The sequence below is a fragment of the Psychrobacter aquimaris genome (assembly GCF_016107525.1).
Classification (GTDB): Bacteria; Pseudomonadota; Gammaproteobacteria; order Pseudomonadales; family Moraxellaceae; genus Psychrobacter; species Psychrobacter aquimaris.
In genome coordinates, this window is the sequence record NZ_JABASR010000003.1 from 26535 (window position 1) to 40639 (window position 14105).

The 14105-nt window shown below is 44.1% G+C and carries 13 protein-coding genes; 9 read left to right on the top strand and 4 right to left on the bottom strand.

The window, feature by feature from the left end:
- Positions 1-2: 2 nt before the first annotated feature.
- From JFC10_RS03395 to JFC10_RS03435, 9 genes are all read left to right on the top strand, one after another.
- Positions 3-1700, top strand: coding sequence for a phosphoethanolamine transferase (locus tag JFC10_RS03395; RefSeq protein WP_198331684.1), 1698 nt, complete (start codon positions 3-5; stop codon positions 1698-1700).
- 59 nt (positions 1701-1759) lie between these two features.
- Positions 1760-2461, top strand: coding sequence for a response regulator transcription factor (locus JFC10_RS03400; RefSeq protein ID WP_198331685.1), 702 nt, complete (start codon positions 1760-1762; stop codon positions 2459-2461).
- A gap of 77 nt (positions 2462-2538) precedes the next feature.
- Positions 2539-3885 (top strand): sensor histidine kinase, encoded by a 1347-nt coding sequence (locus JFC10_RS03405; RefSeq protein WP_198331686.1) that lies wholly within the window; start codon positions 2539-2541, stop codon positions 3883-3885.
- A gap of 243 nt (positions 3886-4128) precedes the next feature.
- Positions 4129-4590 carry a diacylglycerol kinase gene (locus tag JFC10_RS03410; protein WP_406947326.1) on the top strand — a complete coding sequence of 154 codons (462 nt, stop codon included), beginning with the start codon at positions 4129-4131 and terminating at the stop codon, positions 4588-4590.
- Between the two features lie 121 nt (positions 4591-4711).
- A complete protein-coding gene (locus JFC10_RS03415) occupies positions 4712-5503 on the top strand; it encodes a PAP2 family lipid A phosphatase (RefSeq protein WP_198331688.1) in 792 nt (263 codons plus the stop codon).
- A 180-nt stretch (positions 5504-5683) separates the two neighbouring features.
- Positions 5684-6298: a YceI family protein gene (locus tag JFC10_RS03420; protein WP_198331689.1), complete on the top strand. Its 615-nt coding sequence runs from the start codon at positions 5684-5686 to the stop codon at positions 6296-6298.
- A gap of 141 nt (positions 6299-6439) precedes the next feature.
- A complete protein-coding gene (locus JFC10_RS03425) occupies positions 6440-7822 on the top strand; it encodes a c-type cytochrome (protein ID WP_227685911.1) in 1383 nt (460 codons plus the stop codon).
- Between the two features lie 81 nt (positions 7823-7903).
- Positions 7904-9505 (top strand): flavin monoamine oxidase family protein, encoded by a 1602-nt coding sequence (locus tag JFC10_RS03430; protein WP_198331691.1) that lies wholly within the window; start codon positions 7904-7906, stop codon positions 9503-9505.
- Positions 9506-9700: 195 nt separating this feature from the next.
- Entirely contained in the window at positions 9701-10306 is a 606-nt protein-coding gene (locus JFC10_RS03435) for a c-type cytochrome (RefSeq protein WP_406947327.1), read from the top strand.
- A gap of 101 nt (positions 10307-10407) precedes the next feature.
- Here the strand turns inward: JFC10_RS03435 and JFC10_RS03440 are convergent, their stop codons facing one another.
- From JFC10_RS03440 to JFC10_RS03455, 4 genes are read right to left on the bottom strand one after another with little or no spacing between them, the layout of a single operon-like run.
- Positions 10408-10821 carry a PaaI family thioesterase gene (locus tag JFC10_RS03440; RefSeq protein WP_193012189.1) on the bottom strand — a complete coding sequence of 138 codons (414 nt, stop codon included), beginning with the start codon at positions 10819-10821 and terminating at the stop codon, positions 10408-10410.
- A gap of 29 nt (positions 10822-10850) precedes the next feature.
- Positions 10851-11393 carry a DUF3124 domain-containing protein gene (locus JFC10_RS03445; RefSeq protein WP_198331692.1) on the bottom strand — a complete coding sequence of 181 codons (543 nt, stop codon included), beginning with the start codon at positions 11391-11393 and terminating at the stop codon, positions 10851-10853.
- Between the two features lie 43 nt (positions 11394-11436).
- Entirely contained in the window at positions 11437-12138 is a 702-nt protein-coding gene (locus JFC10_RS03450; protein WP_193012187.1) for a potassium channel family protein, read from the bottom strand.
- Positions 12139-12196: 58 nt separating this feature from the next.
- A complete protein-coding gene (locus JFC10_RS03455) occupies positions 12197-13957 on the bottom strand; it encodes a TrkH family potassium uptake protein (RefSeq protein ID WP_198331693.1) in 1761 nt (586 codons plus the stop codon).
- Positions 13958-14105: the final 148 nt, after the last annotated feature.

Below are 14105 nucleotides of genomic sequence, written 5' to 3' on the forward strand. Positions count from 1 at the left end.
ATATGTCAATATCTCAAGCCGCCAAAATCGACACGCCCAAAGCCAATAAAAAAAATAGCTATCTGAGTAAGCTCTACGATCGTGAGGTAAACCTCAGTTATCTTATTATCATTGTTGCCTTATATTTGGTGGCGACTGCCAATATTGGCTTTTTTGAACAGGTGCTAAACGTCTATCCATTTAGCAAAAACGTCGGCTTTATACTGTCTATTACCGGCTTGTTGTTTGGACTGATGTGGTTGGTATTGCAGCTGCTTTGCTATCGCCCTATTGCCAAACCAGTATTGATTGCGCTACTGATTACTGCCGCCATCTGCGGTTATTTTACCGATGCTTACGGGACGATATTTGATACGAACATGCTGATAAATAGTATGGAGACCGATCAAGCAGAGGCCATGGGATTGTTTGCCCCTAGCATGGTCATTCGACTGCTCATATTAGGCGTGTTACCGGCATTTATTATTAGCAAAATTCGTCTAAAACGCTTTACTTGGCAACGCAACATTTTACAAAAGACAGCCACGTTGATATTGTCTATAGCACTGATCGCGGCGTGTCTTTTACCCTTTGGTGACCAATACGCCAGCTTCTTTCGTCAGCATAAACAAGTTCGCTCTTATGCCAACCCGATCACGCCTATTTACTCTATGATCAAACTTGGGGAAAACTATATCGATGAGCTGCGCCGTCCTGATACCTTGACGCTACATGCGACAGATGCAAAGCGCGTAGCCTCTGCCAATAGTGTTAATAACAGCGCCAAACCCAAACTGATGGTGTTTGTGGTTGGTGAAACCGCTCGAGCAGATCATTTTGGTTTAAATGGCTATACACGCAATACCACGCCTCTACTCTCAAAACAATCAGATCTTTATAGTTTTAAAGATGCCGTCTCCTGCGGTACTTCGACTGCCTACTCAGTGCCGTGTATGTTCAGTTATGCAAATCGGGAAAATTATGATATCGATACCGCCAAGTACAATGAAAACGTACTCGATACGCTAAGCAAGCAAGGGGTCAATGTCATTTGGCGAGACAACAACTCTAGCTCTAAAGGTGTGGCTGATCGTGTCACTTTTGAGGACTACAAAACGGCTGATACCAATCCTAACTGCGATGTTGAATGCCGAGATATTGGCATGCTTGATGGTTTTGATAAACTGGTTAAGTCAGGCAGCTTAGAGAAAGAGGCACCTAAAGACACGCTTATTTTGTTACACCAAATGGGCAATCATGGCCCCGCCTATTACCAGCGCTACACTAAAGAATTTGAAGAATTTAAACCTGTCTGTATGACCAATGAGCTGTCAAAATGTGATACCCAGTCTGTGATCAATGGCTATGATAATGCGATTCTTTATACCGACTACTTTTTGAATAACGTGATCGATACCTTAAAATCTTACGAACAAGATTATGATGTAGTCATGGTATATATGAGCGATCATGGCGAGAGTTTGGGGGAAAATAATATTTACCTGCATGGTCTGCCATATAAATTTGCTCCAGATACCCAAAAACACGTCCCCGCGGTGATCTGGTCACCAGACAGTAATAACATCGATGCGGATAGTCTCTCTAGTATGAGCAGTCAGCCCGTATCACACGATTTTATTACGCCAACATTGCTTAGCTTTTTTGGCATCACGACTGATGAAGTCAAAGATGCACCAACCTTTTTTAAAGTGAATCACTAAATCTGTTTTTATATTGCTCCATCCTTTAGGCCATCATCATCTTTTAGGTAATAAGCATCATGTACAAAATACTCGTTATTGAAGACAACCCCGATATCGTGGCCAATATTTATGCTTTTTTTGAGCCAAAAGGCTTTGAGCTGGACAATGCACATAATGGCTACAGTGGGCTAACGCTCGCCTCAAACAATCATTATGACGTGATACTGCTCGATGTGATGCTACCAGGTATGGATGGCACTAAGCTGTGTAAAAAACTCAGAGAAGAATTACACGACAAAACGCCTGTATTAATGCTCACCGCTCGCGATACGATTTTGGATAAAGTTGCAGGATTTGATAGCGGTGCTGATGATTATTTGGTCAAGCCTTTTTCGTTGATTGAACTGGAATGCCGTATCAAAGCACTCATACGTCGCCATGAAGACGAGCATTTTGTACACAGTATCGCTGTAGGTGCGCTATCGTTGAACAATAGTGAGCATACTATTATGCGCGAAGGCAAATCCATTAAGCTGACACCAACCGGATTTAAAATACTACATATCCTAATGAATGCAGCACCTCGCGTCGTCAGCAAAACTGAACTTGAAGAAAAGGTTTGGGGTCTGGATATCCCGAGCAGTGATGCGCTACGCACCCATATGCATAGCGTGCGGGCGCAGGTCGACAAGCCCTTTACCAAAACTATGATAGTGACAGTACCTGGTGTTGGTTACCAAGTTATTGATCCTAATAAATCAGAAAACGTTGTAGTATAACTGAGAGAATAGCACCTCATAAGGTTTGCCATCGCTCACTATAACTACCGCCTCATTCGATTAAGCACCTCCATACTATGTTCAATATAGACTCGATAGCCAATAAGTTTCGCTTGTCCTACTTCATATTTGCATTATTGCTATGTGCCGCTTTTGTCAGTATTTTTTTGTACGCGGAAAGCAGAATAGAGCAGGAGTTGGTCAAGGCTCGTCTGTTACAGCAGCTAGAGCTCAGTCAAAAAGAGTATGGCGATCAGCCTATTTACACTGCCGATCCAGGTATCAAAATTTACCGCTACGATAATGCTCCTGCCAGTCTGCAAACAATGGCGAATGAAACCGTTCAAGAAACCTCTATCACTATAAATGATGAGTCTGGCAAAACGCGCGCTAACCTTCATTTCTTTGCCTATCAACAAGACGGTCAAGCTTATATTTTGACCTACTTAGAAGGGGTAGAGATGGTAATGAAGCACTACCCTGTTTTGGAAATCTTCGAAAACTTAGAAGATATATTTGCGGATACACTAAAAGTAGCGGTGATTTTAAGTTTACTTATCGCTGCTATCTTCTCCCATTTGTCCTCTAAACAAATCATAAAGCCGCTACTCGATTTAAAACAAGCCGTCGAAACTGATCATAAAAACCTAACCGAATTAACACATATGCCATCTGAGGTTGGCGTGTTGGCTCGAGCTATTGATGAAAAAAACCATAAACTAGAGCAATATCTCAAGCGCGAGCAACTGTTTACCGGTGACGTCAGCCATGAGCTGCGCACGCCTTTGACCATCATCATGGGTGCCTCTGAGGTGTTGGCCTCACAGTTAGAAGCAGACAGCCACCTGAACGAGTTTACCAATCGTATCAGTAATACGGCCAAAGAAACCTCCGAGATTATCACCGCTTTGCTGCTACTATCGCGCGCGCCTGAAAAGCTGGATACACCGCAAACGTCGATCAATAGCATTGCCTTAGCTGAGGTGCAGCGACTGAAGTATTTGATGCGCTATAAGACCGTCACATGTCAGGTAGTCGCTGAGCAAGAATACAGTGCCTATGTACGACCTGAGCTACTAAAGATGGCATTGGGCAATTTGATAAAAAATGCGTTTCAGTACACCGATGATGGCGAAGTGATCGTCACTATCGATGACGAAAAAATCACGGTAACCGATACTGGTCTTGGTATTCCTGAGGTGATGATGCCCTTACTATATGAACGATTTGAGCGATTAACTCATGACTATCAAGACGAGGGTACAGGCACCGCATTGTCACCAGAGCATGATATCAATCACAAGGTTGAAGGCTCAGGTTTGGGGCTGAGTATCGTACAACGTATCATGTCTCATATGGGCTGGCAGCTGACCCATCAAGCCAACCACTCAGGTGGCAGCACCTTTAGTATTTATTACAAATAACCTTGATCAATATAACGCTACCCAAAAACCTCCATTTATCAGCCGCCAGTTAGTGTTGCTAAGCGATGCACCCAAATATTCACAACCGTTTATTGCTGCCGCTTTATAATCTCTTAACACTTTCTTAACCTCTATTATCTTATACTCAAGCTATATTGACTTTGCTTGACTGGTTTTTTGGTCATGCAAAGCCGAGCGCATACCTTGATATTAATAGACTATTAAGAATTCTATATGAATAAAATTACTCCTATTAATCTTGAAAACAAGCCAGCCAGTCACAGCTCTATCAAGCAGCCAGCACATCATAGTGCGCTTACGCCTGATAGCTTTGCAGAGAACGCAAAAGGTAAAACGGGCTTTTACCGAATTATAAAAGCTGCTGGCTATTCTATGGATGGCTTTAAAGCAGCATACAAATTTGAGGCGGCCTTTAGACAAGTCGTGTGGCTCAACTTTGCACTGTTTGTAGCCATCGCTTTTATGCCTTTTGCACTGAATATAAAAATGATGCTAGTGCTCGCATCTTTTTTATCTTTGATTGTGGAGCTGCTCAACACCGGTATCGAAGCTTGCGTTGACCATACCTCAACAGCCAAGCACCCACTCGCAAAGATAGCAAAAGATGTCGGCTCTGCTGCGCAATTTTTGTCGTTATTTCTCTTAACCGTCTTATGGTTAATGGCGCTGTCTATCTTTTTATAGTAGAGCGCGGTGAATACTCATATTTAAGTATTACCAATCGCTAGTCCAGTTTCAGATAAGACACCAATGAACGATCATGCTGGAAGCTATCACCATTTAATATACGTTATCAGGTGTATCCATGACTTTAGAAAACCACTCAATGGCTTGGGGCTGGCTAAAATTACTGTGCGTGACCATCATTGCCACATTTATTTTTGAGCATAGCCAGTTGGACATACGCATCAGTGAGCTGTTTTATAGCAATGGTCACTGGCTACTAGAAAAGGGCGCGCAGCCTTATGCGTTTATCTTTTATGATTTGCCCAAAGCTCTATTAATTCTACTGGCGGTCTATCTCATAGCAGTGTTAATTATAAAGTATCGACAGCCTTTGCCCGACCTTGCCTCGCAGCATCGCCATAAATTCGATAGATTTCTGCTTCCGTTACCAATTCGAGAGATTGGCTACCTACTGATTATAATAGCGATTGTACCGGCTACCATTGCCACGCTCAAAGGCGTCACCCATGTGAGCTGCCCAAATGACTTGGTTATTTTTAACGGTGATCTACCCTACCTTAACCTTTGGCAAAACATCGTAGCAGCCACGCCAGCCAGATGCTTCCCCGCTGCTCATGCTAGTGCAGGGTTTTCCTTATATGGACTGGCCTTTTTGCCGACCCTAAAAAAATACCGCTATCATATATTGGCAACAGTAACGGTCCTAGGATGGACGATGGGGCTGTATAAAATGCTGTTTGGCGATCATTTTTTTAGTCATACTTTGGTCTCGATGCTGCTATCACTGACGATAGCATGTGCGCTTGCCACTCTGTTTTTTAAAGACTCAATCATGAAGAAAGCCAAAAGCATCAAGGCTAATACTAAAAAATCTGATGAGACAGGCTTTCAAGAATCATCAAAAACCTAATTTTAACGGTTGAACAATAGCCAAATTGATAATGATGTTCTTACGAAAATAAACCTACTAAGTATTTGAAAAATAATGTATAAATAGTTAGTGCTGACCTACTTGTTATTAAGTAACAGCATGGATTGCGCTCGTCGTCGACGTTCTTTATTTATCAATAGCCCGCAAAGGAATGTAGCTATGAGCATCCTATCCCTTACTCTAAAAATATCACACACCTACCCTTTATTGACACTGCCATTATTGATAATAAGCGCCGCACCTAGCAGCCATGCCGCCAGTTACTCCATCAACCCTGCCAGTACACACATAATATTTGCCATTGAACGCTTCAAGACCTCTGCCACTACTGGTGGCTTTTATGATATCAAAGGTCAACTACAATACGACCCAAGTCGACAAACAGGCGACATTTCATTAATCATACCGATAGACTCCCTCAATACGGGCAACCCCTCTTTTAATAGTAGCCTAACGGGACCGGATTTTTTTGATGCGAAAAAGTTTCCCTCGGCGCGATTTAAGTCGACGAAGTGGTATTTTGATCAAAATAAGAAAAGCCCGCAGGTAACAAAAGTAGATGGCAAGCTGACGCTACATGGTGAGACACATCCTATTAGCCTGACAGCCACGAATTTTGATTGTTATTTGAGCCCCAGTCTCAAAAAGGATGTTTGCGGTGGTGACTTCACTGCGACGATTGATCGCACAAAATGGAATATAAACAAATTTGTCTGGTTTGGATTGACCAAAAATCTTAACTTAAATATCAAAGTCGAAGCCGCCAGACAATAGCAGTCAGTTTTAACTTTACGACACTGCTTTTTGAAATATGAATTTTTATCACTTTGCTTTATTTTGGTAGACACTATTGATGACTTGCAGGCATTTCATAAGAAGGGGTTAAGGATGATTTATCAGCACTATAAGGACGTTATGAAGCCACTTTCTGCCGTCATGCCAGCATTGTCGTTTTCATTGGCATTGGGACTTAGTTTAGTGTCTACCGTCGTGATGGCAGAAGGTGTCAGTTTGCCAATAGATACTTTGCACAGTCGAATAAGCCTACCAAATGTCAGTCCAGCCAATAGTGCACTTGCTAATCGAGGTGCTTACGTCGCCCGTACCGCTGACTGTATGGCCTGCCACCGTGAAGACTATAGTGGCGGCGTGCCGATTGAGACGCCGATTGGCAATATCTACTCGACCAATATCACACCCTCTAAGAAATACGGTATCGGCAACTATACCGAAGCCGATCTCAAAAAAGCCTTACGTAAAGGTCGTGCACCCGGTCATCAGATTTATCCTGCTATGCCTTACCCGTCCTATCATGGCCTAACGGATGATGATGTCAGTGCCTTATTCGCTTATTTCCAGACCGTACCTATCGTAGACAAACCACCTGAAAAGACCACACACCTCCCTTTTCCATTAAATATCCGTAGCTTAATGCTGGCATGGAATGTGATCAACGTACCCTCTACCGAAAATCGCTCAGGACTCACCCAAACTCAGCAACGCGGTGAATATCTGGTCAATAACTTAGAACACTGTGGCACCTGTCATACGCCGCGTAACCTAACCCAAGGCCTCGATAAAGACCGATACTTATCTGGTGCACCGCTCGGTAAATGGTTTGCCCCAAATATCACCCCTGACAACGACACAGGGATTGGTCGCTGGAGCGAAATGGACATCGTGACTTACCTGCGTACAGGAACGCTTGATAAGCACGCTTATGCGGGCGGGCCAATGGCAGAAGCCGTGGCGCATAGTACGCGCTATCTTACCGACGAAGACCTGATCGCGATGGCGTCTTATTTAAAAGTCGTCCCAGCCATTAAGACAGATGATTATCTTATACCGGTCAATATCTCTCGCCTGCCGCAGCCAGTCAGCAACTCCATTACTTATAATTTACTTGAGCAAAAAGACTATCTGGCGCAGGCCAAAACGAATGCTGTCACCAGTGCCAACAATAGCGGTCTGAACATCAACTCGCCAAAAGACTTATATCTAGCAAATTGCGCCAGCTGTCATGGCGTCGATGGTTACGCTCAGCCCGATGCGCGCTATGCATCTATCGTTGGCCTCAGTAGCATTCGCCGCGTAAAACCTGATGCGCTCGTTGGCGTGATTGCCTTTGGCGCGAAAGGTGCCTTCAATACAGCACCAAAAATGCCTGGCTTCTCAAAAGATTTAAGCCCTGCACAAATCGCTAGCATTACCAACTATGTACGAGTCACCTTTGGTGGTTTACCAAACAGCGATGTCAGCGCGGCGGATGTCACACGCGTGATAAAAGAAAAAAGCTAGCCCTAAAACTAACTATAAAAAATGCGCTCTAATCTTCGCCTTTTATCATATGGCAGAGACCAGCACGATAAGGATAATCCTATGAATGACCTGCTCCAATCTCCCACGCGGCGGCAACTGCTCTCCATGATCGGCAAGACAGCAGGTGCGACCGCGATGTATCAAGCGATGACCACGTTGGGGTTTGCATCCGAGTCGAGCTTTAAAGAAGAAATGAATCTAAAAGGTGCCCCTGCTGGTGCCAGTATCGTGATTTTGGGTGCAGGATTGGGCGGGCTTACTGCGGCCTACGAGCTCCGCAAAGCGGGCTACAAAGTGACCGTGCTGGAGTACCAAAATCGGGGCGGTGGACGTAGTTGGACACTCAACAGTGGTGATAAATATACAGAGCTGGGCGGTGCTGAGGTCACTTGCGACTTCAAAAAAGGCAATTACTTTAATGGCGGTCCATGGCGATTACCCATCCATCACTACGCAGTCTTTCATTACTGCAAAAAGTTTGGTGTGGCACTACAGCCATTTATCCAAACCAATGATCGCGCTTATCTACATCGTACCAATCACTTCAATGGCGCGCCGCAGCGCTTGGGTGAAGTGCAGAATGATATTCGTGGTTATGTGTCAGAGTTATTATCCAAAGCCGTGAATAAAGGCAGCCTCGATAGTACGGTTGATAAAGAGGACAAAGAAAAACTACTCGAAGGGCTAAAGGGTTGGGGCGTCCTTGATAATAACTATCGCTATGTCAAAAGCGATGAAACGGGTAAACATCGGGGCTATAGTGTGTATCCGGGTGGTGGATTGATGCCTGATGCCAAGCCGTCAGCACCTATACCGATGGACAAGCTATTGGACTCAGGCATGTGGTCAGACATTTATAGCAACTATACCGTGCATGTGCATCAACCAACGATGTTTCAGCCTGTCGGCGGTATGGGAAAAATCGGTGATGCGTTCACGCGTGAGTGCCGAGATATGATTACCTTTAATGCCAAAGTCACCAAAATCAATCAAGACGAGACGGGCGTCACCGTTGACTATGTCGATAGCAATAGCCCTGACGGTGCCACCAAAACCGTGCGCGCGGATTGGTGCATTTGTAATATTCCCTTATCCATATTGACTCAGATTGATGTCAACGTCTCCGCTCCGATGAAAAAAGCGATGGCAGCCGTCCCTTATGATAGCTCGTATAAAGTGGGTTTGGAGTTCAAACGGCGGTTTTGGGAAGAGGATGAATGGATTTATGGCGGTATCACCTATACTGATCTGCCGATCACTCAAATCTCCTATCCGTCACAAGATATGTTTAGTACAGGCTCTGGTGTGTTACTTGGTGCGTATGGCTTCGGGGAAGCCTCGTATAAGTTTAACTCATTGACACCCAAAGAACGTATCAATGCGGCTCTCGCCTATGGCAAACAGATTCATCCGCAATATACCAAGGAGTTCCGCTCAGGTACATCTGTCGCATGGCATCGTATTCCTTGGTCGCTTGGCTGTTATGGTATCTGGAGCGAGTCCAGTCGTGAGCAGTATTACGACACACTCTGCGAGATTGACCACCGTATCGTACTAGCAGGTGAGCATTGCTCACATATTCCTGCGTGGCAAGAAGGGGCCATACTATCTGGTATGGATGCTGCTAAACGCCTGCATCAAAAGGCTAAAAAGCTTGGGTAGTACGTCTTTCAATAGCCAAACTTTGAATAACAAGGCTGTGGTAATAAACCTCTAGATAATAAGCTTTTGGATAATCAGTCTGGCGTTGAAGCAAGGATGATAACAATGAGACTAGGCACATTAGGAATAATCATGAATATGGTGACAATAAACCCGATCAAACCCTTTGGCACGCGCAGCTCAAGCAAAGCAATAATGACGGTCATAGTTGGTGGAACAATATTATTATCAGGCTGTAGTCAGTATAAGGCAAAAAACGCAGCCACTATCGCCAGCCAGCAGACAGCACCAATGGTATTCGACAATCAGGCCAGTCGCAATCAAGGTGCATGGGGCGGCGTATATATGTCCAAAGCAGAATTGGCTGAACCCACTACCAATATTGTCGATGTGCGCTCAATACCGAGAATGAGCAATGATGCTAGCATGCAGAAATGGCTCGCCAAGTTTGAAGGCAGCACGCAAGGCAAAAAGGGGTTTTTTACCACTAATGGTAAGAAACTCTATGACGACTCCTGTGCTGGTTGTCATATGCAAAAAGGTGAAGGCGCACAAGGTGCTGGCTACTATCCACCGCTGGCTAATAATAGCAAGATGCAGTCGAAATACTATATTATCAGTGTGTTAATCAATGGTCTGCGCGGGATGCCATCGTTCCATAGCATGATGAACGACGAGCAAATAGCAGCCGTCACACAATACGTGCATAGTGACCTAAATAATTTCACAGATACGGTTACCACTACTAATGTTGCACAGCTACGCCATGATTTTCCACCCGGTTCAGACCCGAGTGAATAGATGACACTCGCTATTTTATAAAGCAGGTTCGTTTTTACGATAAGAGTAAACTGGTAAGCCAGTTGCTTTTTTATAAGGTATCCAAACGCTTACATAGCCTTTTAGATACGCTTAGGCGGTACAGAATAGGTGCCCACTACATGAGCCACGGCATCATCTGAGCCTTCTGAATACAGAGAGACCTCGCCCACTATCAAGGCTCGCCCTACTTTTAGTAAGGTGCATTCAGCGATGATACGTGCATCCGCTGACGGTTTACGCAAAAAATTGATGGTCAGACTCGTCGTCACCGTTAATGGTACGATACCGATTTTTCCGAGTATCGCAACATAGATGGCGACATCGGCAACGGCCATCATGACAGGTCCCGACACTGTGCCACCGGGACGTAGCTCATCTATGCCAATTTCGTGTGATAAGGTCGCACCATTATCACCGACTGCCTCAACGACGCATTTGGTTTGCGGAAACTCTAACGCCATAAAGGCACTGATTTCTTCTTTGGTTGCAGACATATCCCTTCCTTGGATTTTTTTATCCTTGATCAATGCACCACTGGCGTGCCTTCTGTACTGAATGCAAAACCTTTATTGCTAAAATTACCAATCATCACCGCCTCAATGACGGGCTTGACCGTCTCATCGACGCCTTCAACTTCGATGATGAAGTTGGCACCCGATCCGCCTTTATCCTCTTCTTTTTCAACGATATAATTGAGCGTAGCCATTGCTGGAAGCTCAATCGATTTATTTAAATAAGACTTTATAAAGGTTCCATCAGTGCCGTAGTAGTCAATTTTATTGATATAAAGTGATTTTTTGAGCGTGGTATTACGCACACTCAGCGTTGCTGACAGTAGCACTTTGCGATTGTCTCTATCGGTATAGATGTCAGAGTAAATGGGCACATAAAAGGTTTGTTTATAGGCAAACTGGCTACGATCAACGGCTGTCGTCATCTCAAGCTCCTGAATGGGGTCTTGATGTTTTTCTGAGTACAACACATTCGGGTCTTGCGTTGACTGATCACAACCTGACAACAGCGTTATCGTCGCAAGCAACAAGACGGATATAGTGCGCTTATTCATAAGTTTCTCCTTTGCCTTTTCATGTCACGGCTGCTGCAAATATTTATTTAATTTTTACACCGACACTACGCAGAAACTCGTTGATATGCTTATTAGCACCGTAGATGACCAATACGTCTTTATCTTGCAATACTTGCTCAGGCGCGGCCAAGCCTTTAATAGTAGGCTTACTTTGCGTACGACCAAAGCTGTCCTCATAATACTCATAGCGCAGGGTACTAAGCAATCGAATATTGAACTTTTGCTCCAACTGCAAGTCCTCAACGGAGTGACCAATCAACGCCTTGGGAATGCTAATCTCTACCATACTGAAGTGATCACTCAGCTCAAACGAGTCTACGAAGTAACGTAGTGACAGCCGTTTGGCCCAGCGATTGGCCGCCTCTTTTTCAGGGTGAATAATATCGTCCACACCGATAGCTTGCAACACTTTTTCGTGCAATGGATTGATACTGCGACTGATCAAACGTTTTGCTTTGAGAGTTTTAAATAAAGCGGTCGCCATGACGTTTGCGCCTTGATCTTCACCGATTGCGACAATCACGATATCGGTGTCGATAATCGGTAAACCACTGACGGTAGATTCATCTGTGGCATCCATACAGATGGTATGAGAGATAACTTCCTTATACGCCTCAACCTTTTGTATGCGGCTATCAATGGCAATCACTTCATGCCCCTGACGGGTCAATGCCATACCTAGCGATGAGCCAAAGTTCCCTAACCCTACGATGATATATTTCATAACCTTGATGACCCTTTTTCAGTATTTTTTAATGATAAAACAACTTGTTTGCGGCAATTTAATTGATTGTGATTTCTTCAGTTGGGTAGCGATAATTGCGCTGGCGTCTATTTTTAAGTAGGGCAATAAAGATGGTCAACATGCTGACACGCCCAACAAACATAATGACAGACACCACTATTTTGCTAAAATCTGATAAATCTGCCGTCAAATTCAGACTTAATCCCACCGTGCTGTAAGCTGAAAAACATTCAAAAACCACTTTGATTAAGTCAAGCTCTGGTTGATCATAGCTGATGAGCGTCACACCCATAGCGATGACCAATAAAGACAACCACATAATAGAAAATGCGCGGCGAATCGAGATATCAGCAATCTGGCGCTTGAAGACCTCAACATTGGTCTGACCACGTGCCAAACTCAAGGTGTTTAATAGTGCAATCGCAAAAGTACTGGTTTTGATACCGCCGCCCGTCGAGTTTGGAGAGGCACCAATCCACATCAAAAATATCGTCAGCATGACTGTTGGAAAGGTCAGCTCACCCATATCAATCACATTGAATCCCGCGGTTCGCGGCGTGGCAGCAGTGAACAGCCCTGTGACAAGCTTGCCAAAAAAACTGGTATGGTCTGCAAGTACGTTGTTGTATTCAAATATCATCACACCGATGAGACCTACCAGCAATAAAGCGCCCGTCGTAATCAAGGTAATGCGACTATTAATATTGAGCAACCACGGTCGATAAATATAACGCTGATCATGGCGATATATTAGCCGCTCGGCAAGATCGCGCAAATACCGCAGCACATTGACCACAATGACAAAGCCCATACCACCAAAGATAAAAGTAGTGGCAATGATCAGTTGTAGGGGATAATTAAAACGCAGGGAATCATCATACATGCCAGCACTGAATGTAGAAAACCCTGCATTACAGAACGCAGAAATCGCATGAAAAACAGAGAAAAACAACTGCTCAGACCAATCCATGTCTGGCAAGTCATAAATGCTAATATAAATGAGAGCGGCAGCCACTGCCTCTACGGCAAACGTCACATATAAAATAGATTTGAGGGTCGATACCACATTGCCCATGCCGCGCATATAAGACATCTCACTGATGCTCGCCTGCGTCTCGTAACTGACACCGCCCTTGAAGAAATAACTAAAATACGTCACAAACGTCAAAATCCCTAAGCCGCCGATCTGTATCAGCCCCATGATAATGACTTGCCCAAACGTTGTGAAATACGTCGCCGTATCTACCACGATAAGACCAGTTACACAGACAGCACTGGTCGCGGTAAAGAGCGCATCAACAAAGGATAATGGCTGCGTCGTCGCATTGGGCATCATCAACAGCAAGGCACCAATCAGCACCACTGCCAAAAAGCTCAAAATAAAAAACTGCGCAGGGTTTAGAAAGGTACGATTAAGATTAAAATCGTGGTCAGAGATTTCACGAATAAAGGTCACAAAGACAGCGATTTTTATGGCAACGAAGCCATCAACAGCAACTGACATCCCAAAGCGGATCAAATCCGTGAAATGTGCTACCAATAAGATAACAATCGCAATACTGGTCAGCAAGTCAAAAACCGCGACTTTATTTAAAGTCAGCGGCTTTTTGCTATAGATATAACGCCCCGATGTTACAACAAAGCCTAAAAAAATAATCGCCAAATAAAAAATATGAAAAACATGTTGTAGCCACATCGGCAACGTGAAACCACTGTCTAATAAAGCAACGGCTACTCCGATAATACTAATAACAATCGTGAAATTATTTAACAATCGATAACGCTTGGCTGCATGCATAGCCCTAACCCATGATAGGAATAACCACGATATTTATACTCCTTTTTTGTGTTATTCACAAAAACTGATTTTAGATAATCGTAACCAATTATGAGACCGTGTTGAACATTTATATATAGCTATGCTGATTGCTAAAATGGTTGTAGAG

Coding starts and splice junctions, on each gene's coding strand:
- JFC10_RS03420 (WP_198331689.1), top strand. CDS start 5,684: ATGAGCATCCTATCCCTTACTCTAAAAATATCACACACCTACCCTTTA.
- JFC10_RS03400 (WP_198331685.1), top strand. CDS start 1,760: ATGTACAAAATACTCGTTATTGAAGACAACCCCGATATCGTGGCCAAT.
- JFC10_RS03450 (WP_193012187.1), bottom strand. CDS start 12,138: ATGAAATATATCATCGTAGGGTTAGGGAACTTTGGCTCATCGCTAGGT.
- JFC10_RS03435 (WP_406947327.1), top strand. CDS start 9,701: ATGACGGTCATAGTTGGTGGAACAATATTATTATCAGGCTGTAGTCAG.
- JFC10_RS03430 (WP_198331691.1), top strand. CDS start 7,904: ATGAATGACCTGCTCCAATCTCCCACGCGGCGGCAACTGCTCTCCATG.
- JFC10_RS03455 (WP_198331693.1), bottom strand. CDS start 13,957: ATGCATGCAGCCAAGCGTTATCGATTGTTAAATAATTTCACGATTGTT.
- JFC10_RS03395 (WP_198331684.1), top strand. CDS start 3: ATGTCAATATCTCAAGCCGCCAAAATCGACACGCCCAAAGCCAATAAA.
- JFC10_RS03440 (WP_193012189.1), bottom strand. CDS start 10,821: ATGTCTGCAACCAAAGAAGAAATCAGTGCCTTTATGGCGTTAGAGTTT.
- JFC10_RS03415 (WP_198331688.1), top strand. CDS start 4,712: ATGACTTTAGAAAACCACTCAATGGCTTGGGGCTGGCTAAAATTACTG.
- JFC10_RS03445 (WP_198331692.1), bottom strand. CDS start 11,393: ATGAATAAGCGCACTATATCCGTCTTGTTGCTTGCGACGATAACGCTG.
- JFC10_RS03405 (WP_198331686.1), top strand. CDS start 2,539: ATGTTCAATATAGACTCGATAGCCAATAAGTTTCGCTTGTCCTACTTC.
- JFC10_RS03425 (WP_227685911.1), top strand. CDS start 6,440: ATGAAGCCACTTTCTGCCGTCATGCCAGCATTGTCGTTTTCATTGGCA.